Genomic DNA, 24,196 nt, shown 5'->3' with positions numbered 1-24,196 from the left:
TTTCTCCTCTTATGGAAAATGAGTCATAATCTCACCCTTAGAAGTGACTTCAACCAAGCCCATCAGGAGATTACGAACCATATCCGCACGGATTTGTTCTTTCATAGCTTCAAATCCCGCGTAGGCTTCTTGATAATACTCTACAATCGGGTTTTTCTGACTAGCAGACTGACCACCTATAGCCATAGATAACTGTTGTAGATAGTCTACCTGCTCTACCCAGTTGTCATCAATAGCCTTGAGCATGGAGAGTCGTAAAAACTGTTCATACAAGTCGTGTTTCTCCAGTAATTCCTTCTTTTCAGAGAGTTCTCTATTCACAACTTGTTGAATAAAGTTGCGGACTTGTTTCTGATTAGATAGGTCTAGATTATCTGGAATTTCCTTAACATGGAAACTGATATTGGTAACAATAAAGTGAAACAGTAATTCACGACTGGCATAGTGTTCAGCCGCTACCGCTTCTGTATATCTCTCAATGATATCCACAACTACATCTTCTAAGTCACGAGAACCATCTATTAGACGATTGCGTTCCTTGTAAACCATATCACGTTGGATATTCATGCTCTCAGCATACTCTAAGGTCTGACGACGTGCCGAACGCCCAGCACTATCACTGGCATGCTGAGCTCTTTCAACTAATCTCCGATACTTGCGTCCCTTAAGAATCTCTGGTTGTGTCATATCTTTAACTTGGTAATCTTTGTACTTTTTATGCACCCAAGAAGGACCAAATTTCTTAATAACATCGTCCTCTAAGGATACAAAAAACTTACTCATCCCAGGATCTCCCTGCCGGCCAGAACGACCACGGATTTGAAGGTCAATCCGCTGACTCTCCATCCGCTCTGTTCCAATGACAATCAATCCACCAAGCTCAGCAACTCCCTTACCAAGCTTGATATCTGTACCACGTCCTGCCATAGATGTTGCAACTGTTACTGCTCGCATCTGACCTGATTCAGCGATGATTTGGGCTTCACGCGCAGCATTATTGGCATTGAGAACATTGTGGGCAATCCCTTCACGAAGCAAGAGCGATGAATAAAGCTGAGACATTTCAACTGAACCGACAAAAACCAATAAAGGATTCCCCTTAGCATGGTATTCTTTGATGTATTCTAAAGACGCATAAACTTTCTCCGGTAAAGTCACATAGAGATTATCTGGATAATCAATCCGTTGCTTAGGACGATTGGTTGGAATCCGAATAACGGCCATATTATAAGTCTCAAGAAATTCTTTTTCTGCTACCTTTCCTGTCCCCGTCATACCAGATACTTTTTTAAACATCTTAAAAAGACTTTGATAGGTGATGGAGGCCATTGCCCTCGTTTCAGGAGACAACTTCACGTGTTCCTTGGCTTCAATGGCCTGATGGAGACCTCCCTGCAATTTGGTCATTTCCATTAAACGACCAGTCCCCTTATCCACCAATACCATCTCATTTCCACGAATGATATAGTCCTTGTCTTTAGTATAAAGTTTATGGGCTCGAATCGCATAAACTAAATGACGAGCAAAGGACGCATGTTCTTCCTTATATAAATTATCAATTCCTAGGAAACTTTCAGCAGACTTGGCACCCTTAGTAGTAAGCCAGATCTCCTCCTTCTCCTCTTTGAAAATATAATCTTCTCCCTCGACCAGCGTTGTCACCAGTGTATCAATGATTGCATAGTAATTAGACTGAACACGGGGAGAACCCGCAATAATCAAAGGAGTTTGTGCACTATCAAGCAAGATATCGTCAATTTCATCAATGATGACATAGTTAAAAGGTCGCAAAAACTTACCTTCTTCATTAGAAGCCAGATTATCATTTAGGTAATCAAAACCTAAATTACCATTGGTTGTGTAAATGATATCCGAAGCATAGATCAGTTTCTTTTCTTCTGCTTTCATTTCCTTCTTTGGATCCCCTGTAAATGGGACCCCAATAGTCAAGCCTAGGAAACGATAAACTTGGCCCATTTCCTCTGCATCCCGCTTTGATAAATACTCATTAGGCGTAACAACCATCACACCTTGACCTGAAAGAGCGTTCAAATAGACCGGCATGGTGGCTGTTAGGGTTTTACCTTCACCTGTATTCATCTCAGCAACATTTCCGTAGTGCATGACAATAGCTCCCATGACCTGAACATCATAGGGGAACATCCCTAAAATCCGCTTGTCTGCTTCACGCACCACTGCAAAAGCTTCTACTAAAAGGTCATCTAGACTTTCTCCCTTGGAAAGACGCTGACGAAACTCCACTGTTTTAGCGACCAATTCTTGATCTGAAAGAGAGGACATCTTGCCTTTTAAGGTATTGATCCTCTTTAAAATATTTTTCACTTTCCTAAGCTGGAAATCTTGACTGAATCGTCTAAACACTTTTTATCTCCTTGATTGAAAAATCATAAAAGGTTAATTCTTGAAAACCAGCACTCAAAAGGGAAATGCGATAAGTATAGGTATCCTCTGGATAAGTAAAGGTAAACTCTCTTGCCTTTTCAACTTTTTCTTCCAATACATCCTCATAACGATTTAAGAAGATCAGTTTGATATAGACACCATTCTCAGGTTGACAATCAAAATGCATCGCTAAATGATATTGATGATTTCTTTTGAGTAAAGGAAGTTGTGGCTGGGTCCTAGCACCTTGGTAATTAACACTAGAAAACCAAGTCTTCAAAACTTCACCAGATGGCAGGAGGGGGTTATATAAACGCACACTCTTGTCTGGGTAGTAGGATACATTTGAACCGTACATATAGGTCCCACCTATCTCACCCCAATAAATAGTCTCTCTCTGCGTGATAATCATTCTTTTTCCCTTCCAAAACCACTTGCTAGTACCATCCGATAAAAGTGGATAAACCAAGCAACATTGGTACCTGTATCATCATTGTGTCGTCCAGCAGTTCCTTTAGACAAAATCTTTGCACCCGTATTACACAAATAAGTAACTAGCTTCTCATAAGCCTGAGGATCCATTTCTTCATCCTTCATATAGGACAAACCAAAGGTTGTCTTTGAAAAATTTGCTTGTTTAAAGATTTTCCAAAAACGCTGATCCAGCTCTGTCATATCTTGAAAACTTGTCCCACCTGTATGGTGAATTAAACAATCAAAAGCTAAGTTAGAGACACCTGGTGCGTCCAAACGTCCACGACCAGCTATGGTTCCTAAGTTTGCCAAGGGCTTACCAACTATGATAGCATGAGGTTCAAAAGAAGCACCATAATAAAGAGCCGGAAACGTTCCCATAGAAAGGCCTGATAAAATCAAATCCTTGCGATCAAAGCCTAAATAATCAAGATAGTGAGCAATCGTATCTTTAACTTTTCCCTCTAGCTCATCGGTTCCTAGATAAAAAGCTCCCCCCTCTAAACGTGGATCAGAAAATAAAATAAAGGGACATCCTAGGGTTTTCATCATAAAATAGCCCTCGAATCCTTCTGCAGGTCGATAACCTGCAAAATAGACAGCCAAAGGCGGTTTAAAATCACCTGGATGGAAGAAATAGTTTATTTCATCACGCTTAGAATCATGTAGGATATTTCCACCAAGTACAAACTTACCAAATTGTTTTCGACTCCAACGTTGGTGAAGATTACCTAGTTTGATAGTTCCATTGCCTCTTGCTTCAACAGATATCAAGAGAAAGTAATCTCCATCTCGACTATCCATAACAAGTGCTTGCTCCAAGTCTTTTTCAGACACTATTGTCTCTTCAAAAACATCATCAACAGAACCACTCCATATTTTACGGATGACCAAACGAAAGTCACAATTTCCTTGCTTTTCATATTCAAGCCACAACTCAATAGGAAGTGTTTTGTAAACTACTATATTATAAGCCCAATAGGCAAGTTGAGAAAAATCTTGACCAAAACCACCTTCCAAACTCACATAATCCAATCCTTGATAAGAAATAGCTCCCGTAAAATTTGGATTCACTTGTATCGTCGAAGGAAAGAGTTTGTCACCATACCCACCGCCAAAAAGCGATTTACTCAAATCATTGATTAATTGTTGGGGACTTGAAAAATCAATTGCTTGTGCACATCGTTTTTTTAGAAAATCCACAACCTCTCTATCATTTATTTGTAGATTCTGGTCATAGAACAAAGTATAAGGTTCAAAATATTTTACAAAGGAAAATAAGTCTTTAGCATACTGACCATCTTCTATTAAAACTGCATGAAAACGGCTAATATCCTCTTTTTCTATTATTTCACGAAGGGCTTTTGATGAGTTTGGGTAAAAATGATACCAAGTCATATTTTCAGGTATGTCATAGTGATTTTCCCAATTGGCAAGTCCTATCTGTAAAATATTAAGTTCCTTTGACATTTTTAACCTCCTCTATCCATTTCTCTAATTTTCCAAGAAATTGTTGTCCAGTGTGCTCCTTAATCTTATCAATCGAATAAATCAAGGCCTGATTCCATTCTTTTAGTCTATCTGTATAGTAGCGTGCAGCCTTTGAAAACTCTGTCACATCTGAAATCAAATAACCATTTTTCAAATGTTCCACATAGACGGTTTCAACCAGATTAATTTGAGGAATTCCCGCACTAATACCTGCTATTTGAGTATAGAGGTGCGGTTGTTTATTCAAATCCACAATCAAACGAACAAACTCTAGTGTCTTAATCAGATCCAACTCATCATTCATATTGACAAATTGAAAACGAAGTTCTTGCTCCTGGTTTTCCTCTAGGGGATTTTCTGCACCACCATAATCTAGACCTTTTTCTAAACTATCAGTATGGATTTGTCCCTGAATAATTTCATTGACAAGAGTTTCCACTTCTTCAATTTGGTTCTGACTAGCAGCATATGCTCCAAAAATCACCTCAGTATCCTTATTTTCAGCGACAAAGGCCACGACTTGAAATAGAGCTTGGTTATCAATTTCCTGCTCAAAATCCAGTTGATAGTATATGATAGATTCTTTCTTAGTTTGGCTTCTCCCCAATCGTAAGCGGGTGTCAAAAGATGATAAATGATAAAATTGATGCATTCGTTCAGGATACAACTCCTGCAACAATCGTAAACTATCCTCTCTATCCACCAAAATCAAATCAGACTTTTCAAAAGTTAAATCTAAATCTCTAAAGGTATCTTGAGGATTACGTCCAATGAAAAGACTCAATAGTTTCGGATTTTCTCTTGGTAAACGGTCTAATACAAACTGGTCATGGTGAGAATGAGAAGGGATGATAAAAACATCCTTTTCTCTCACATACTTTTGTAGATAGTTATCAAGGAACTCTGCCACTAGCTGACCCATATGGGAGTATTCCAGCATTTTAAACCGATAACTAAAAATCGGATTGACTTCTACCTGTCCGCCTTCTTTTAAACGCTCTCTGAATTGCCACACTCCCTTGGGATTCAAATATTCTTGATAAGCGGCTTGCCCATCTTCAAAAAAGACAACACTTGATACAAACCCACGATCATCCATAATATAGTGCATATGTACTTGTCCATTCGGTTCAAAATACTGTATATCACTGATGAACCCTTCAACCCCATGTTCAACCTTAGCAAATTTCTTCCTATTTTTTTGAACAATAATTGTAAAGGGACTATAAATAAATTCACAGTCATTATCCCACTCAATATCTCTAATGGTTAAAACTTGGGTATGGAGATTATGAAAATCTTGCATAACATCAAAAATAGAATATGTTTCTGTTTCCAAAACCCCATGCCTATGTAAAAAATAACGCAAATGAGGCTGGTAAGCTAATACTAATAGACGAGAATCTATATCTTGCTCTTGAAAAATTCGAATCTGATGAAAGGTATCATCAAATTCAAAACGAAAATGAGAAAAATACCATGGAGTGATATTGGTATGCCATTTTCTTTCTGAACCATACCAAGCTGGAATAAAATAATACATAAAAGTCTCCTAAATCAAGGGTTTATAGGTTTCATTTAACCGTAGAGCCTTGACCTCGTCTCGAATCGTAAAAATCATGCCTCCAAACATCATAAACAAGCCTGGAATCATTGCTAATCTTAATAACTTTTCATCATACAAAACAAAAAGCATGGGACCACCTGCCATAATCACATTAAAGAGACCACCTATGACTGAGAAACGAAGGACCAATCTATTAATAAATCGACTAGTGTCCTCGCCTGGATAAATTCCATAAATGTATTCTCCAGATTTTTTCATGCGATCTGCAATCTCTTCACCATTCATAGTAACAAATGCAAAAATGATACTAAATAAAAATAAAACCGAAATATAAACATAGACCCACAAAGGTTTTCCAATCATAAATTCCTTTGATAAAGCCGCTAGCCCTGAATGATTAGGGAAAATAAATCCCAACAAGATGAACAGATAAGCTGGTACACTAAGAAAACTCATCACATACATATAAGGCATCCCACCTGCAGGATTCAACATGATTTCGAGATAAGAATAGCGTTTAAAACGATTGTGTAAGCCAATTTTATTAACAGGAACCAAATAGCGAGCTCGATACATAATGGCAAGTAAATAAGAAAAGACAACGGTTAATAAAGCAAGTAACACAATAATCCCTGTTGGAATATGAACCGTTTGAAATGTTTCAATAACATCCTGAGGGATATTTAAAACAATACTGGATAGGAGGATTACAATAGACCCCCCAACCCCCATACTAGCATTTAAATCTGATAACCAAACAAGAAAAAATGTTCCTGCTATCAGCAACAAGGTATTCATTAAAACAACCAAAATTGCCGAATAGGAGGATTGAACTGGTAAGCTCAAGCTAACTGCCAAGGATTGAATAACAGCAATTAGCAAGGTCAGATACATTTTTCGACGATCTTGAATTTCAATCGCTGTAGAACTTAGCCCCAATTTTTTAGAATATGAAAACATCTGCCACAAAATCATAGCTGACATCCAAGGGGATAATCCTATAGAAAAAAGCGATAAACTTCTTAGGTTTCCACCTGTTAGGGCGGCTGAGAAGGCTAGATAGGCTGTTGAACCTCCTAAAAAATCTTTACTATTTAGGTCAACAAAAGGGAGAGTAATACGACTTCCCAATACATAGATAAACAGTAGAAATAAGGTAAATAGTCCTTTTTTTACTGCTATTGACGAATAAATCTTAGTCACAAAATACTCCCCTTACCTTCATTGTTTGTGATCTGGTAAACAACAATCTTTTTATTTCAACTTTTACTATTTCTTTGTTCTGCTTCAAAAAAAAGCTTCAATCTAAAACAAATATCTTTATATTCCTCAGTATCTGTTAATTGATGGTATTCTAAAGTTTGCTTATAATCTTTTAAAAGATTGACAAATCGAATACGTAAAACAGAAACATCCAAACCAGCCAAGACACAATCCGATATTTTCTTAGAAAACACTTCAACAATATCTCTTGCCCAAGAAAGATCAAATTCCGTTCTCATGATACTTCCTGAACGTCTTCTATAGAGATAGAGATTATCGTTTATAAAGACGATTTTAGACGCTAAAAGATAAAAGCGATGCATGGTTGCTTCATCATCGAAGCGGCGACCATTTGAAAAGTGAACTTCATTAAATAATTCTTTTTTAATCAACTTAAATGTCGGTAATATAAAGGCTGAGCTATTGAATTTCCAATCTCCTGCTTGACGGTTCATAATTTCTTGTATAGATAGTTCTTCGACACAAAAATCTTGCCCCGTTACATAAAAATAAAAATTCCCATCACTTTCGTCATAATTATAGTAATTTCCTATAACAACATCTGCATTCTTTTCTTGAACTTGTTGATAAAGAGTTTCAATCATATTTTCTTTTACAATATCATCGGAATCAACAATCGTGATATATTGGCCTCTAGCTTCACGCAGACCTACATTTTTAGCTTGTGCTGCTCCCTGATTTTCTTGATGAAACACTCTGACACGCTCATCTTGCATCATAAAAGTATCACAAATTTCCCCAGAATTATCTGTAGAGCCATCATCAACTAAAATAATCTCTATATTTTGATAGGTTTGCTTTAGAATATGCTCGACACACTCCACCAAATATTTTCCCGTATTGTATATCGGCACCACAACACTAATTAATTCGCTCATTATTTTTTAGCCTCCAAATATGTCAATAAATCTTTATCTAGCCATTCACAGGAGTAACTCGTTTATCAACATGATTTACTTGTCTGTCATATAATTTCTGATTGCGTCAACTAACTCCCAGGGAGCTTGATTAGAGTAAAGTCCAGCATACTGACTATTCGAAAGTTCTTGATATCTACTGCTTTCAAAACTAAGCATCGGTTTATTGTATTTCTTCACCAAATCATAAACATATACTAGCTTTTGATCTAAATTCAAATCCAAATAAATATCTGAACTCTTTAGAATTTTTCTACCAAAATAGGAAAAGAATTAGGAAAAAGGGTCACATTTTGATACTTAGATAATCTTTTAACTCATCCGACATAAAAGTATGGCGACAATATAAAAATGTACTTCTGGTAGTTGTTCAACTAGATAATCAATTTTTCTACACACCAAGAATTTGTCAAATTCATACAAGTTAATTTTGGTTTATAAATATCTGCAGAATAAAAAACACCCTCTTCTTTCCAGCTAGATACTATATAACTCCATTCCATAAAAGAGTATTTCCACCACTCTTCTCTCAAACGTCCAACAGAAAACTGCTTCCACGGTTTATCAGGAGAAATATAGTGCAAAATTTTTGGAGAAGGTGTTAATGGAATTTCAAAAATAAAAGCATGATTCTTTTCAGCTGCACCAGCATCAAAACCTATTTGAAAATTATATTTATCCTCAAGCAGGCTATACTGTTCTTTAAACAACATATTTAAAATTGATTGATCCCCCTCCTTGACATTCTCATGTTCTTTTTCTGTTAATTCAATTAATTTTTGTCGAATAGTTTCAGATTTCCATTTTTTGTTGTTAATCAAGAGAACACCAGCATTGAAGCCGACTCCAGCTCCAAAGCAAGAACGAGCTGCGCCCAAATAATTTTCACCTAAATCTAATTCAAACAAATCGGTCAAATCACCAGTCACAATCAAATCGCTATCTAGATAGAGAACTTTATCTTCTGTTACAAAATCTGGAATAAAATAGCGTGCAAAGGTCATATGATTGATATGAGGTAATTTATTAGACCAGTTCATTTTATACTGTGAACCAATCAACTTGCAATCAATCAAGTCGCCTCCCATCTCTTGTAAATATATTCTTATTTGACTAAACCATTCCTGGGGAATGTCCTGATTGAGCAAATAAATTTTCAAATGACTATTGTGTCTACAGATTGATTTCAAAGCTGTTTCTATTTGACGAATATAAGCGTAATCACCTGCAAATACTACTGCACGTTTGGTATTTCCCATTTTAAATCCTTATCATTTATTCTAACTAACACTATTTTTATCCTACATAAATTAAAGCAAATAGATTTTTTTATCATCTTTACATAAAATCAAAATCACTTTATTCACTTACTTATCAAGTAAACATAATGTTTCCTTAATCCATTTCATCGTATCTGTTGATGATAGATCTTTATCTTCAAGCTCTTTTTTTCTTAATTTTAACAGGGATACAAAATTGTCTACGTATCGACCGACATCTATTTTTCGAGCAGCAAGAAGAGCTATAAAATTTTCACGTTGCTGTAAATCACACCTGATCTTAAGTAAACTAAAATGTCTCGTCGAGCCTTCACCTATTCTATAAACATAACTATCTCTATTGATATAGACAGATTTAGGTGAGATTAGATAGATTTTAAACCAAAATTCCATGTCTTCACCTAAACTAGTTAGAGAATTAAAACGAATATTCCCCACAACATCTTTTCTTACTAACTTTCCACTTACAAAACGATATGAATGATCGAAAGAATCCAAATCAATTAATTCATTGATTAATTCTAGATGATGAAAGACTCGTTTATCGTAACCTCGTTGAAAAGAATGAACATACCAAGTATTATCTTTCATAGAAAATCTTTTATATGTTGAAATGGAGACTGACGCAGATTCGGATACTAGAGCAGAATATAGAACTTCTAAATAATCTTCCTCAACCCAGTCATCTGAATCAACAAAAGTTAAATAATCACCTCTGGAGTATTCAATCCCCAAATTACGAGCAGAGGAAACTCCGCCATTTTCTTTCCTATAGTAATGAAAACGAGAGTCACTCTCTGTATATTCCTGACAAATTCTTCCTGAATTATCTGTAGAACCATCATCAATCATAAGCACTTCAAAATTTGTATAAGTCTGTTTAACAAGACTTTCCAAGCAAACTCCAATATAACTTTCAGTATTATAAACTGGAATTATAACACTAATCAAAGATTCCATACATTTCACCTACAATCTTAAAATTATAGAATAAATCTTTATTTATCTAGCAATATAGTTGTCGGGCAGTCTCTATGTAAATCTTGAAAAATTTCCATCAAATTCCTGTTCATAATAGACTCATTTTTATTAAAAATATCTATTTTATAGAGAGATACCCACATGAATTTCTTTATTTTTCTAAAAATGTTCAATCAAAATTGAGAACTTATTAATCATACTTATAAGTTATTCTAAAATCCTTGCAACAATCTGATTGTTATAGGTTTCATCCTCAATGAATTCAATATCTTGATCGAAATTATGTTCAGCAGTATGTTTATGAGAAAATTTAACCTTGGTTTTAGCTCCCATCTTCATCCACTCATACTCTGAATCAATATGGCCAATATCTAGGACCCTATATCCCTTCTTAAAAAGATTATAGGATAAAATTTTAGCTGTAGGGCCAAGCATACATAAAATAAGACGATTTTCAGCATACTGTAATACCGCTTCTTGAATCTCTTCTATGCGCGAAAAAGCATTATGAGATGGACAAATAATCCGCTTCACAGATTTGGCCTTATCGAATAAATCATTTCCAACCCCTGAGCGAGATGTAATTCCTTCTACAATAAGAATGTCTCGATTCTCCCAAATACTCTTTAACTTTTCAAATTGACCTTTTGCTTTGCTTTTATCTTCATAATCAATGTATGGTCGAGATACAAATGTTGTCCCATACCAATCTGCTCTAGCTAATTCTACATAATCTTTTAAATGATGCTCTAAATGTCCCTTCCAGAAGGCTTCCGCTGCTGATGTAAAATTAGAGCGTTCAGAAAAAACATTTGGTAAACCGATAACTAATTTCTTATCACTTTGAAAAGAAATAATCTCTTTCAACTGACTTGCAAGATTCTCATCATATACTTGATAAGGGATAGATTTCCCTAACATTAAATCCATCTCTCCATCTCCAAAGCGAATAATAGAAGATTTGTTTTCTATTACATAATCTAGAGTTTGATCGATATCCCTAACAATAATCGCTGGTGTTCTTGCTTTGAATGTTCCAGAAATAAGATTTTTAATATCTTCTACCATACGTTCAGGTGATTTTGAAGAATATATCTGTTGTTCAAAAGAGCCATGTTGGGTACTATCAAAAGAGAAGATGATTTTATTCCTTTCATGAGCTGACTTCACAATATCATGTGTCGAATGACCACAGCTAATGTCCAAATACAAGCCCATTCTTACTTTTAATTGTTCTAATTTTTCTGACGTTATAGCCGGATGTAAACGAATATTTTGATAGTTATTTTGTAGTTCATATAACTTAGGCCCCATATCTGTCCAAGCTGCGATATCAAAGATAACATGTGGAAGGTATTGAGCTAAATAGTCTAATTGTTCAATGTCCTGTGTATCAGTAAATATTAAGCAATGAAATGTCTCCTGATTATAATCTTTTAAAAACCGAAAATGACTAGCATAGTCTTTGATAGCTTCTATCATTAAATTGATATTTTCTTCATCAAATACTATTTGATCATACATTCCATGCTGTGTATTAGAAAAACTTAAGATAGGAATCCCAAAGTTACGAACATCTCTCAAGATACTTCCAACTTCCGCCCCTTGATGTATATCCAGATAAATATCCACTTTTCTTTTCATTTTTTCCAATACAGGAGGAACAATCTGTGGATGCAATCTCACATTATCATATACAGCTAACCTTTTTAGCTTATCTCCCATATCCGTCCAAGCAGCGATATGAAATACCACTTCTGGAAGCGCTGTAACTAACTCCTCTATTCCTTCTAAATCTTGGGAATTTGTTAAAGTTAAACAAGAAAATCCCTTATCTAAAGGCGATATTAGTTCAAACTCTCCTAAATGATGTTGTAAGATTTTAGTCCATTCCAAATCATGAAATTCCCACCATAAATCACGGTAACGATTGGCTATCAAGGTGGTCCATGGCTTTCTGTAAGTCGTAAAATGAATCACAACTGGTTTATCATTAAAAGCCAGATGTTCCTGCCAATTATTATATAATGCCACAACATCATGCCCTACTTGTAAATTATAAGCTCGATCTAGCTCTAACCAATCATCTTGTAAGACCTGATTAAATATCGTTTGATTGCCATTAAAATGCTCAAAGCGACCTTCTTCAACTTCCTTTGTTGTTATTATAGACTGTTCAATTAGTCGTTCTTTTAATTCCTCTTGACGCCATTTTTTATTGTTGATTAGTAGTACGCCAGTATTGAAACCTTGACCATTTGCATATCTAATCGCCGCGACATAATGTTCTCTTACATCCTGCTCAAATAGACTGTCTAATTTATCATTAATAAGTAAGTCACAATCCAAATACAACACAGTATCTTCTTGTATATAGTCTGGAATAAAGTACCTAGCATAGGCAATACTGCTAATATGAGCTTGCCTGGTCCAATCCTGAAAAACAGCCTGCTCTGGTAACTTCACATCAATAATATCGCTACCTAACATGCGAGCTATTTTTCGTGGTTTTCGAAACCAATCTGGCATGATATCTTGATTTAAAATATAAATCTTTACATCTCGATTGTGGTATAGAATAGATTTTATGGTTGTTTCTAACTGCCTAGTGTAATTACAATCACCTGCTAATACAATTGTTTTATTCATTTCATTTCCTTAGTTAATTCCCAAGTGATAGATTGCATCTACCAGTAGCTTTTTAGTGAAATAGCCCTCTTTTAACAAATAACTAAAGGTTTTTATCCGATTCGTCATTTCTTGATATTCTTGTAGATTCATTTTATCAACTATCTCATGAACCTCTTCCAGACTATCCGCCATAAAGCCCAAGCCTTGATCTACTATAAATTTAGCAGTTGACAAGCTACTTGGTACAATGACTGGAATGCCCGCTGTCAAATAGGTACTAACCTTATGAGATATATTCAAGGTATAGTATTGGTTGCTTTCTCCATCATTCTGATGAGTTCCCCAGACAAGACCAAATCCACCTTTTGATAATTCTAGCAATAGTTCCTCATCTTTTTTCCATCCTACAATGCTAAGATTTCTGGCATTGGAACTTGCTTCTCCTTTATTTGAAAATACTCTTAAAGGCGTATCTTGAGACCAATTTTGTAAGTCTGGAAAACGCTCTAAACTTCCTGCAAAAAAAATCTCTTTCTTAAAGGATGGGGTATAAAGTGACAAATCATGAGGATGATCCCACATACCTTGAATGAGAATCTTCTTAGTCGTCAAGCCTTCTTCAATCAGTCGTTCTTTCATCTGTTCAGATGGAACAATCAAAACATCCGATAGATTATACATGTACATATACTCTTTCATGAGATAGTAGTTACTATCAAACATAAGGGGAACAACATCATGAATAAAACAAACAATCTTTACTTGCATATCCTTTAATTTGTCAAAAAAGATACGATCGAATTCAAAGCCATTCCATGTTGGAGACTGAAAGACTAATATATCTCCAATAGAGATACTGGCCATAATGCCATCCAGACGCTTATTCATTTCAGATGAACTATCTGAAGCGATATTGTAAAAATAAATACCAACTTCTCTAAATCCCAATTGACTGGCTATTTTTTGAACAGCATTTTGCGCTAAGATAACCGTACTATCACCAGCCATGCCGTATAAATTCGTTAAATGTAATTTCATATTTCTTATCTTTTAAAAATTCACTTTAAGAATAGAAAACTCTTTTTCTTTAATCTGATTTTTAGAATTTCTATTATAGCAAGTTTAAATAATGATTATGATTTTGTTTCATATCAACAGCTATCATTTTTATTTAAAACAATGATATTATTTCCTATAAATTTCTATGTATTTCTTGATACATCTGTATAGCATTTGAATTTTCTAAACCTACCTTTTCCTGCTCATTTATTCTAAATTGAATGAACGATTTCAAATTTGAGATATATGGAGACGGGTCAATTCCTCTCACTATGAGATAGGGTAATCGTCCTACTCGAATTTCAATATCATCCATCAACTGTCTTTCAGTTATAACTTGCCCCAACATAGATTCAGAATGCACTCTATAATTATAGAGGGCCTTATGAATATATAAGCAACTTGTCATACTCAAATACAATTTAAAACTACACTCGAAATCTTCTCCAAATTTCCGTTGCTCATTAAATAATATCTTATCAAATAAGGAACGTTTAAATAGTTTTCCCCAAGAAACTGTGTAAGAACCATCATAATTTTCAAGGTTTGGTAGCTGAGTTAGCAATTCCTGACTAGTCCATATTTTTTCATAATAATCCTGATCCCAAATGTGAAGATAAAAACAATCTTCATCCATATCAAATTTTTTATAAGATGAAATGACAAAATCTGTATTATATTCCTTTATTTTTGAATGCAATACTTCTAAATAGTCCGATTCCACCCAATCATCCGAATCAATAAAGCTTATATATTTACCTTTTGAATACTTAATCCCCAAATTACGTGCTGATGCGAGACCTCCGTTTTCCTTCTCAAAATAACGGAAACGAGCATCTTTTTCAACATATTCTCTACAGATTTCTGCTGAATTATCTGGAGATCCATCATTTATTAGTAGACATTCAAAGTTTTTATATGTTTGTTCACTAATACTTTCCAAACACTGTCGCAAATATTTTTCAACATTGTAAATTGGTACTATAATACTAATTAATTCTTTTTCCATTCTTCCTTTACTCTACCATGGTATATTTGCATCAAGCTTATTTCCTACCTCATTGCTCATATAATCTATCGTTCTAACAAATAGACGATTCCTTCGCTTATGTCATTTTCAAATAACTGATACAATAGTATATAAGATTTCATTTACTTCATTAAAACTTCAATTATTTATCTATTTTCCTAAAAAATGTTCAAACTTTCCTAATATAACTATTAATCATTATTCTCAAATTCTTTACTCCACTATATTCTAAATTAAAGTAAATATCTATTCTGTGATTCAGTAACTTCAAAGCATCTTTAATTGCCTAAATTTTAGTATCAATCAACATTTAATACTTCTTTAATCGCATCTACCATTTTTTCCGGTCTCTTAGATTCACAGATAAAACTTACTTTTTCTACATTATGACAAGTATTATCAAATGAAAGAATAGGTTTTCCAATTTGATATACCTCTTCAATAATATTAGCAATTTCATTTTCATGATTAATATCCAAATAAAAATCAATCTTTTCTAAGACCTTTTTGAAATTCATCGGATTAAATGAAGGTAGTATTCGTACATTTAAATATCGTTGTAAATCAACAATTTCAGATGCAAATCCTGTATGAGCAAGAATTGAAAAGTGAACCTGCGGTAATTCTCTAATCAAGTATTCCAGATGCTCTATATGACAAGTATTTGTAAAAATAGCTGTATGATAGAGTGGTGCTTCTATGAGTGAGTTTAATCCCTTCTTAAAATCAGCCTTTCTCATCACAATATCAGACCATTCTAAAGAATAATAGAACCACCAGTCTTCTCTAAAGCGATTTAAGTTCACTTGATACCACGGTTTTTCTCCTGTGAAATGAATAATTTTAGCAGTCTTTTCTAATTCTAATGAATCAGTATACCAGCTATCAATCTGATAATTCCTTGCAACTGTATCCATTCCAACCATAAAATTATAAGAAGAATCTAAAGCATACCAACGATTTTCAAATAATCTATTTAAAATTCCTTGATCACCAAAAGAACTATCATGAAATTCATTTGTTAATTCAATAAGTTTGTCAGTTACTCCTTCTGTTCTCCATAATTCAACATTGATTAACATTACTCCAGCATTAAACGTGCTTGGAACCAACTCATCTTGAACAGCTTTTATAGGAATATCCGTCATGTCAGTCAAAAATAATTCTTCAATGTCTCCTCTTACTATAATATCTGAATCTAAATAGAGAGCCTTTTCCTCTTTTACAAATTGAGGAATAAAATAACGGAAAAATGTCGCATAGCTTAAATGGGGTAATGGAAGATGATAAGCTCTTAAACTATTACCACTTATTTTCACATTAACGATTTCAGATAATAAAGGTTCCAGTCGTTTAGACATTAATTGAAACCATTCTGAGGAAATATCATCATTAAAGACATAAAATTTTAAATTTCGATTATGGGCACAAATAGACTTTATTGTCGTTTCTAGCTTATCTTGATAACCATTATCTGCACCTAAAACGATAACTTTCTTCTCCACTTAATTCTCCTCTTAATCTATTTGCTTTCTTATTTCCTGAACCATTTTTTCTGGTTCGGTAGGAGAAAATATCTTTGCTCCTTCTTTACAATGATTTGTATTTGAAAAAGAAAATACTGGTTTCCCCATGTTCATTACTACATTTGTAATATCATCAATCTCATCATGATGGTTTATATCTAAATAAAAATCCAATTTTTTCATTACTTTATCATAAGAAAAACGGTTATACTGATGATAAACTGTTACATTTGAGTATCTCATTAAATCAATAATATTAGAGGCAACCCAAGTATGAGCAAATATAGAAAAATGAACATCTGGTAGACTTTCAATTAAATACTCTACTTGCTCCAGTTCACAACTATTGGTGAAAATAGCTGTATAAGCCTTTGGTACAACTGTTAAATCTTGATAAGTCTGAAACACCCTTTCTTTACGTAACAAAATATCAGACCAATCAAGACCCTGATAAAACCACCAAATATCTCTATAGCGATTTTGACTCATATGCAACCAAGGTTTCTCTCCTGTATAGTGGATGATATAAGGCAAAATATCATCTGGAAGGGCTGAATTATACCAAGCTGATAGTGCTTCTGGAGTTGTCTCAACAGCGATATGAATCAAACTATCTAAACCAACCATAAAATTGTATTTACGATCCAATTTTTTCCAGTTTTCTCCAAATACCATATTGAGAATACCTTGGTCTCCAAAAACATCTTGATGGTGTTGATTTGTTAATGCAATTAATTTCACAGAAAGATTTTCTCTTCTCCATTTCTTGACATTAACCAACATCATTCCTGCATTAAAGCGGTCTTCATAACCTTTAACAAAAACATCACGAACTCCAGCAATCCAATATTCTCCTAATTCTTCCTGGAATAGTTCATTCAATGAATGAGTCACTACTATGTCCGAATCTAGATATAAAGCTTTTTCTTCAACTACAAAATCTGCTATAAAATATCTAAAGAAGGTAGCGTATGACAAATACGCAATCGGAAGATGATAACCTTTTAATTGATGATTCGAGATCTTAATATTGACAATTTCTGAATCAATTACTTTTAACCGTCTATTCATAACTTGAAACCATTCGCTCGGAAGATCATCATTAAAAATATAAAATTTTAAATTTTTATTATGCGTACATACTGACTTAATTGTAGTCTCTAGCTTATTTAAGTAACCATTATCTGCTCCAAGAACGATCGCTTTTTTCACTTTATTTATCCTCGTAAATTTTCCCTGTTAATAGATAATCTAACTCTTCTAATCTTTTCGTTTCAATACTATTTCTCAATCCCTGCACCTCAGCTGTTCTATGCCAATAGTCTAGGTAGAAACGATGTTGTTGAATGTAGTGACTGATGTCATATCCTTTTAAAGCTACCATCGCAATCCGTTCCAATCTCAAATCATGATCGTCCCTCATCATTTTTTCTGAAAAACCACTATTTGAAATGCTAGTCTTTCGAATGCGATAGATATAAAGATTTTTATGTATGTAAGCTATTTTTCCAGCTTGCATAAATAACTTATAATTTGTCCCTATATCTTCGTTAATCCTTCCTACTGGAAACGTTATTTGATCAAATAATTCACGTTTTGACAATATCCCCCATGAAGTTTGAAACGTTAGGTCTCCCCCTTCAAATTTAGGTAGCTGTTCGACAACTTCTCTCCCACTATAGACTTTCTCATACTCATCTCCATAGGCATAAAAAAGATAGGTTGTTCTTTCCTCATCATAAGCACCATAACAAGCTATCGAAACATCTGTATTATGCTTTATCATCAGTTCATATAGATTTTCTAAGTAAGAAGAATCTATCCAATCATCTGAATCTACAAAAGTAAGATAAGAACCTTTTGATTGCTTTATTCCATAATTACGTGCATCTGATAGTCCACCATTTTCTTTGACAAAATATTTAAATCGAGAATCTTTCTCAGCATATTCCCTACAGATATCAGCTGAATTGTCTGGTGAACCATCATTTATTAATAAACACTCAAAATTTTGATAAGTCTGACTCATAATACTATCTAAACACATACGTAGATAGTTTTCCACATTATAAACAGGAACTATAATACTAATTAATTCTTGAACCATTTATTTCTCCTTTAATTCAACAACTTTAAAATCCTGACCAAGTATATTGTCTACTAGTAATTCTATAAATTATGAAAAATTTCTTTATATAACTGTATAGCATTTGTATTATCAATACCAAATTCAACTTCATTGTCAATATGATATTTCAAAAATTCTTTTGTTTTAGCTAAATAAAGATCAGTATCAACAGTTTTTCCAATCAGAAACGGTAGACGACCCAACCTTATTTCTACATCATCCATCAAATACTTATCACTAATTTTTCTCGCCCTAGTAGATAAATGATGCTGTCGAAAATTATAAAGGGCCTTATTGAGATAAATACAACTCTTGATTTGTAAAAAAATCTTAAAATTAAACTCTAAGTCTTCTCCCATTATTCGTTGTTCATTAAAGGTAGCAGTTTCTAAAAAGTTACGTTTAAATAGTTTCCCCCACGATACATTAAATGTACTGTCATAATTCTCTAATTTTGGTAGTGAATTTAACAACTCGTTTCCACTATAATATTTTTCGTAATAATCTTGTTCCCAAACATGCAGATAAAAACAACCATCGTTCATACTGTATTGTCAAATGCAAAGGCAGTTTTTCCAGCCTGCACAAACCTTGAGACAATAGCATCCACTTCTTGAAAATGATTAATATCTAATAGAAAGTCACATGTATTGACTAGAAAGTTTAGCTGTTCTTCATTTGTAACCGTTAGGAGACGGACATTATAGTTCGTTTCTAAGTTACGAATTTTCTCGGAAAACTGAACAGGCGCTGCAATATGAAAACAGATATCTGGCAATTTGTCAAGGAGATAATCCAACTCTTCAATCTGATCACTAACCGTCAAAATCAGAGCATCTCCTAATATAGTTTTTTTCTGCATTAACTTATTTCTCTTAATTTCTCAATCATTTCCTGAACTTGTTCTACTTTGTAGGTTAGCTGCCCAACTTCACGATATTTTGTATTTTCAAAAGCCAAAATCAACTTTCCTCTTTCTGAAAATTGATCTAACATTTCCTCTGTTTTTTCACCATGATTAATATCTAAAAGAATTTGACAAGTATCGACCAGTTCGGAATCTACATCTAGCAAATAATGGATGCCGTTAAAAATAGTCACATTTGGATAAATCAACAATTGTTTCAAACGATCACTGACCATAACTCTAGCAGCAATCTTAAACTGAATATCTGGTAATGATTGAATTAATGTATCAATTTGTTCAATATGGTCTGAGGCTGTATAGATGAGACAAGTGAAAGGATCCTTTATAGGATAAATATGAGACTTTTGTAGCGGATGTAAATGATAATTTTGTCCCAACTCTGTCCATTCTAGATTATGGTAATACCACCAAACATCACGATAGGTTTGAGCCGCCAAATCTTTCCACGGTTTCCGATGAGAAAGATAGTGAATAATAGCAGGATAATCCTGACCTACAGGCAACTGATAATCAGTGAACTGCTTATGAATGACAATATGATTATAATCAAAGTCCAATTCCAACCATTTATGTTCAAAAAGCATATTCAAGATACTCTGATCGGCCTGATCTACCTTATCATGCCATTCATTGGTTAGGTCAATAAGTTTTTGAGTCATATTCTCTTGTTTCCAAAGAGCATTATGAATCAAGAGAACACCTGCATTAAATATTTCTCGATCGAAATAGGCTCTGCCTCCAAAATCTCGAATAGCAGCCAAAGGATAGTCCTGTAAATCTATCGCAAACAAGTCATCTAGATTTTTCGTTACAACTAGATCACAATCCAAATAAAGAGCTTTGTCTTCTTTCACGAAATCAGCCACAAAATAACGCAAAAAAACAGTGTAACTAATATCTGTTTTATAACGTGAAATTTGTTCAGAAGTTACCCGACAATTGATAATTTCTGAATCAAACTTTTCCAATCGCTTATTTAATTGCGTAATCCATTCATTTGGAAAATCACTATTAATCAAATAAAAACGGATTGAGCGATTATGGTAACAAATAGACTTGATAGTAGTCATTACTTGGTCTACATAGGCATAATTTGCTGCTAGGACAACAGCCTTCTTTTCCTTTTGCGCCTGTATTGATAACTGATTTAAAAGAGTTCTTTTCATTTCAAACTCTTTATACGTTGCTGTATCAGATAAGCCACTAGCTCGACCGTTCGCAATGCTGACTTCCAACATCTGACGATAAACTGCTAAGTGTTTCTCAAGAGGATATCCCATATTAGCTAGTAAAGTAATACGTTCAGACATGGCATCAACCAAGGCATGCATCCATTTTTCTGTCCAAGTCCTGGATAAACTATTATTTCTAATGCGATAAGAATAGATACCTTTATGGATATAAACAATCTTTTCAGCCAATAAATAAATCTTTTGATTGAGGTAACCGTCTTCTCCTAATTTACCTACGTCAAAGCGTAACTGCCCGAACAATCTTGCCTTATAGAGTTTACCCCAAGCAGATATCAAAGCAAAACTTTTCATTTCTTGAGATTCATACAAGTTCTCAAAGATAGAAACATTGTCATATACTTTCTCATAATAGGAGTCTCTTAATATATGAAAGTAGAACATTCCTTCGCCTTCGTTGAAAGAATAGTAATTACCAACTGCAATATCAGCCTGATACTCTACTATTTTTTTGTATAGAGTTTCTACATAATCTTGCTCAATCCAATCATCCGAGTCAACAAAGGTCACATAATCTCCGGACATATTTTCCAGACCAGTGTTTCGTGCAGCAGACAAGCCAGCATTTTCTTGTTCTATATAGATAATTCGGTGATCTATTTCTACAAATTCTTTACAAATCTCAGCTGAAGCATCAGTAGAACCATCATTAACGACAACAATCTCAATATTTTTATATGTTTGAGCAATAATACTATCTAGGCATTTTCTTAGATAGCTTTCCACATTGTAAACCGGTACAATGACCGTTATTTTATCATCCACTAGCGATTTTCTCCTTATATTTATTATACAATTTTTTAGTCAAAATTTCAGCTATATAATAGTAAAAACCCCTTGAAAATTCTACTTTTTCAAGGGGTTTCTATGATTTATGTGAACGAGTTAGTTTAGCCTAAATTTATAGGTTATCTTACTCTTCTTCATCACGTCTACGGCGTTTCGCAACCAATCCAATACCTGTAACTGCTGCTAAAGCTCCTAAAAGCACGGATGATTTGGAAGCTTCTGTACCTGTATTTGGCAATTGCTGTCTAGTCTTACCTGCTGACTCAGATGCTGATGTACTTGCTGACTCTGATGCACTTGTTGACGCTGATTCAGAAGCCGATGTGCTTGCTGACTCAGAGGCGCTTGTTGACGCTGATTCAGAAGCCGATGTGCTTGCTGACTCAGAGGCGCTTGTTGACGCTGATTCTGAAGCCGATGTACTTGCTGATTGACTTGCACTTGTCGATGCTGACTCTGATGCACTTGTGCTTGCTGATTCAGAAGCGCTTGTTGACGCTGATTCAGAAGCTGATGTACTTGCTGATTCTGATGCACTTGTTGACGCTGACTCAGAGGCCGATGTGCTTGCTGATTCTGATGCACTTGTTGATGCTGACTCAGAAGCCGATGTGCTTGCTGACTCTGATGCACTTGTTGATGCTGACTCAGAAGCCGATGTGCTTGCTGACTCTGATGCGCTTGTTGACGCTGATTCTGAGGCTGATGTTCTTGCTGATTCTGATGCACTTGTTGATGCTGACTCAGAGGCCGATGTGCTTGCTGATTCTGATGCACTTGTTGATGCTGATTCAGAAGCCGATGTGCTTGCTGATTCAGAGGCACTTGTCGATGCTGACTCAGAAGCCGATGTGCTTGCTGACTCAGAAGCACTTGTTGATGCTGATTCAGAAGCCGATGTGCTTGCTGACTCTGACGCACTTGTTGACGCTGATTCTGAAGCCGATGTGCTTGCTGAATCAGAGGCACTTGTTGACGCTGACTCAGAAGCCGATGTGCTTGCTGATTCAGAGGCTGATGTGCTTGCTGACTCAGACGCACTTGTTGACGCTGACTCAGAAGCCGATGTGCTTGCTGAATCAGAGGCACTTGTGCTTGCTGACTCTGATGCGCTTGTCGATGCTGATTCTGAAGCCGATGTGCTTGCTGATTCTGAAGCACTTGTTGATGCTGACTCAGAGGCTGATGTGCTTGCTGATTCTGATGCACTTGTTGATGCTGACTCAGAAGCCGATGTACTTGCTGACTCTGATGCACTTGTTGACGCTGATTCTTGCACTTGTTGATGCTGACTCAGATGCTGATGTGCTTGCTGATTCTGAAGCCGATGTGCTTGCTGACTCAGAGGCTGATGTGCTTGCTGATTCTGAAGCACTTGTTGACGCTGACTCAGAGGCACTTGTTGACGCTGACTCTGAGGCGCTTGTGCTTGCTGATTCAGAGGCGCTTGTTGACGCTGACTCTGACGCACTTGTTGACGCTGATTCAGATGCTGATGTGCTTGCTGATTCAGATGCACTTGTTGATGCTGATTCAGATGCCGATGTGCTTGCTGATTCACTTGCACTTGTTGACGCTGATTCAGACGCTGATGTGCTTGCTGATTCTGATGCACTTGTTGACGCTGATTCAGAAGCTGATGTACTTGCTGACTCTGAGGCGCTTGTTGACGCTGATTCAGAAGCCGATGTGCTTGCTGACTCTGAGGCGCTTGTTGACGCTGATTCAGAAGCCGATGTACTTGCTGATTCAGAAGCTGATGTGCTTGCTGATTCAGAGGCACTTGTGCTTGCTGACTCAGATGCACTTGTTGACGCTGATTCAGAAGCTGATGTACTTGCTGATTCTGATGCACTTGTTGATGCTGATTCTGATGCGCTTGTGCTTGCTGATTCTGATGCACTTGTTGATGCTGATTCAGAAGCTGATGTACTTGCTGATTCAGATGCCGATGTGCTTGCTGATTCAGATGCCGATGTGCTTGCTGATTCAGACGCACTTGTTGACGCTGATTCTGATGCACTTGTTGATGCTGATTCAGATGCCGATGTGCTTGCTGATTCAGAGGCACTTGTTGATGCTGATTCAGATGCCGATGTGCTTGCTGATTCAGAGGCACTTGTTGAGGCTGATTCTGAAGCCGATGTACTTGCTGACTCTGAGGCGCTTGTTGACGCTGATTCAGAAGCCGATGTACTTGCTGACTCTGAGGCACTTGTTGACGCCGACTCTGATGCTGATGTACTTGCTGACTCTGATGCGCTTGTTGATGCTGATTCAGATGCTGATGTACTTGCTGATTCTGAAGCCGATGTACTTGCTGACTCTGATGCGCTTGTGCTTGCTGATTCAGAGGCGCTTGTTGACGCTGACTCTGACGCACTTGTTGACGCTGATTCAGATGCTGATGTGCTTGCTGATTGACTTGCACTTGTTGATGCTGACTCAGATGCCGATG

The 24,196-nt window shown here is 35.5% G+C and carries 16 protein-coding genes and 3 pseudogenes; all 19 read right to left on the bottom strand.

The annotated features are described in order from the left end of the window. Positions 1-9 precede the first annotated feature (9 nt). Positions 10-2,382 (bottom strand): accessory Sec system translocase SecA2, encoded by a 2,373-nt coding sequence (secA2, locus tag LG372_RS08795; protein WP_225742628.1) that lies wholly within the window; start codon positions 2,380-2,382, stop codon positions 10-12. Then, positions 2,375-2,815: an accessory Sec system protein Asp3 gene (asp3, locus tag LG372_RS08790; protein ID WP_225742627.1), complete on the bottom strand. Its 441-nt coding sequence runs from the start codon at positions 2,813-2,815 to the stop codon at positions 2,375-2,377. The genes secA2 and asp3 overlap by 8 nt, the downstream gene beginning before the upstream one ends. After that, the gene (gene asp2, locus LG372_RS08785; RefSeq protein WP_225742626.1) at positions 2,812-4,347 is read right to left on the bottom strand and encodes an accessory Sec system protein Asp2; all 1,536 of its coding nucleotides are present in this window, start codon (positions 4,345-4,347) and stop codon (positions 2,812-2,814) included. The genes asp3 and asp2 overlap by 4 nt, the downstream gene beginning before the upstream one ends. After that, positions 4,331-5,911 carry an accessory Sec system protein Asp1 gene (gene asp1 / locus LG372_RS08780; RefSeq protein ID WP_225742625.1) on the bottom strand — a complete coding sequence of 527 codons (1,581 nt, stop codon included), beginning with the start codon at positions 5,909-5,911 and terminating at the stop codon, positions 4,331-4,333. The genes asp2 and asp1 overlap by 17 nt, the downstream gene beginning before the upstream one ends. Positions 5,912-5,920: 9 nt before the next feature. Further along, positions 5,921-7,138, bottom strand: a complete 1,218-nt coding sequence (gene secY2 / locus LG372_RS08775; protein WP_049492137.1) for an accessory Sec system protein translocase subunit SecY2 — start codon at positions 7,136-7,138, stop codon at positions 5,921-5,923. Between the two features lie 56 nt (positions 7,139-7,194). After that, on the bottom strand, positions 7,195-8,097 hold the full coding sequence (locus tag LG372_RS08770) for a glycosyltransferase family 2 protein (protein WP_049492140.1): 903 nt from the start codon (positions 8,095-8,097) through the stop codon (positions 7,195-7,197). A gap of 75 nt (positions 8,098-8,172) precedes the next feature. Continuing rightward, positions 8,173-9,395: pseudogene (locus tag LG372_RS08765) on the bottom strand (glycosyltransferase family 8 protein). Between the two features lie 108 nt (positions 9,396-9,503). Further along, complete coding sequence (locus tag LG372_RS08760; protein WP_225742624.1) at positions 9,504-10,376, bottom strand: glycosyltransferase family 2 protein; 873 nt, start codon at positions 10,374-10,376, stop codon at positions 9,504-9,506. A 228-nt stretch (positions 10,377-10,604) separates the two neighbouring features. Then, on the bottom strand, positions 10,605-13,046 hold the full coding sequence (locus LG372_RS08755; protein WP_225742623.1) for an SP_1767 family glycosyltransferase: 2,442 nt from the start codon (positions 13,044-13,046) through the stop codon (positions 10,605-10,607). Positions 13,047-13,055: 9 nt separating this feature from the next. Continuing rightward, positions 13,056-14,066 (bottom strand): sugar transferase, encoded by a 1,011-nt coding sequence (locus LG372_RS08750; protein WP_225742622.1) that lies wholly within the window; start codon positions 14,064-14,066, stop codon positions 13,056-13,058. Positions 14,067-14,220: 154 nt separating this feature from the next. Then, positions 14,221-15,096 carry a glycosyltransferase family 2 protein gene (locus tag LG372_RS08745; RefSeq protein ID WP_225742621.1) on the bottom strand — a complete coding sequence of 292 codons (876 nt, stop codon included), beginning with the start codon at positions 15,094-15,096 and terminating at the stop codon, positions 14,221-14,223. A gap of 320 nt (positions 15,097-15,416) precedes the next feature. Then, positions 15,417-16,622, bottom strand: coding sequence for a glycosyltransferase family 8 protein (locus LG372_RS08740; protein ID WP_225742620.1), 1,206 nt, complete (start codon positions 16,620-16,622; stop codon positions 15,417-15,419). Between the two features lie 12 nt (positions 16,623-16,634). Then, entirely contained in the window at positions 16,635-17,855 is a 1,221-nt protein-coding gene (locus LG372_RS08735; protein WP_225742619.1) for a glycosyltransferase family 8 protein, read from the bottom strand. A gap of 1 nt (position 17,856) precedes the next feature. After that, entirely contained in the window at positions 17,857-18,750 is an 894-nt protein-coding gene (locus LG372_RS08730; protein WP_225742618.1) for a glycosyltransferase family 2 protein, read from the bottom strand. 62 nt (positions 18,751-18,812) lie between these two features. Then, complete coding sequence (locus tag LG372_RS08725; RefSeq protein WP_225742617.1) at positions 18,813-19,316, bottom strand: hypothetical protein; 504 nt, start codon at positions 19,314-19,316, stop codon at positions 18,813-18,815. Continuing rightward, positions 19,316-19,633, bottom strand: a pseudogene (locus tag LG372_RS08720) (exopolysaccharide biosynthesis protein); the annotation flags it as partial. The gene LG372_RS08725 and the pseudogene LG372_RS08720, both read right to left, overlap by 1 nt. Next, a complete protein-coding gene (locus tag LG372_RS08715; protein WP_225742616.1) occupies positions 19,633-21,714 on the bottom strand; it encodes a glycosyltransferase in 2,082 nt (693 codons plus the stop codon). The gene LG372_RS08715 and the pseudogene LG372_RS08720, both read right to left, overlap by 1 nt. 148 nt (positions 21,715-21,862) lie before the next feature. Continuing rightward, positions 21,863-21,940, bottom strand: coding sequence for an LPXTG cell wall anchor domain-containing protein (locus LG372_RS09810; RefSeq protein ID WP_275043199.1), 78 nt, complete (start codon positions 21,938-21,940; stop codon positions 21,863-21,865). A gap of 294 nt (positions 21,941-22,234) precedes the next feature. Next, positions 22,235-24,196: pseudogene (locus LG372_RS09735) on the bottom strand (hypothetical protein); the annotation flags it as partial.

Origin of the sequence: Streptococcus sp. Marseille-Q5112, assembly GCF_916700555.1 — a bacterium.
GTDB classification, from domain to species: Bacteria; Bacillota; Bacilli; order Lactobacillales; family Streptococcaceae; genus Streptococcus; species Streptococcus symci.
This window is presented reverse-complemented; position numbering and strand designations above follow the sequence as displayed.

What these genes read in the sequence shown, in the direction of transcription:
- LG372_RS08750 (WP_225742622.1), bottom strand. Translation starts at nt 14,066, where the DNA reads ATGAAATTACATTTAACGAATTTATACGGCATGGCTGGTGATAGTACG.
- LG372_RS08725 (WP_225742617.1), bottom strand. Translation starts at nt 19,316, where the DNA reads ATGAACGATGGTTGTTTTTATCTGCATGTTTGGGAACAAGATTATTAC.
- LG372_RS08755 (WP_225742623.1), bottom strand. Translation starts at nt 13,046, where the DNA reads ATGAATAAAACAATTGTATTAGCAGGTGATTGTAATTACACTAGGCAG.
- LG372_RS08730 (WP_225742618.1), bottom strand. Translation starts at nt 18,750, where the DNA reads ATGGTTCAAGAATTAATTAGTATTATAGTTCCTGTTTATAATGTGGAA.
- asp1 (WP_225742625.1), bottom strand. Translation starts at nt 5,911, where the DNA reads ATGTATTATTTTATTCCAGCTTGGTATGGTTCAGAAAGAAAATGGCAT.
- LG372_RS08745 (WP_225742621.1), bottom strand. Translation starts at nt 15,096, where the DNA reads ATGGAAAAAGAATTAATTAGTATTATAGTACCAATTTACAATGTTGAA.
- asp3 (WP_225742627.1), bottom strand. Translation starts at nt 2,815, where the DNA reads ATGATTATCACGCAGAGAGAGACTATTTATTGGGGTGAGATAGGTGGG.
- LG372_RS08760 (WP_225742624.1), bottom strand. Translation starts at nt 10,376, where the DNA reads ATGGAATCTTTGATTAGTGTTATAATTCCAGTTTATAATACTGAAAGT.
- asp2 (WP_225742626.1), bottom strand. Translation starts at nt 4,347, where the DNA reads ATGTCAAAGGAACTTAATATTTTACAGATAGGACTTGCCAATTGGGAA.
- LG372_RS08770 (WP_049492140.1), bottom strand. Translation starts at nt 8,097, where the DNA reads ATGAGCGAATTAATTAGTGTTGTGGTGCCGATATACAATACGGGAAAA.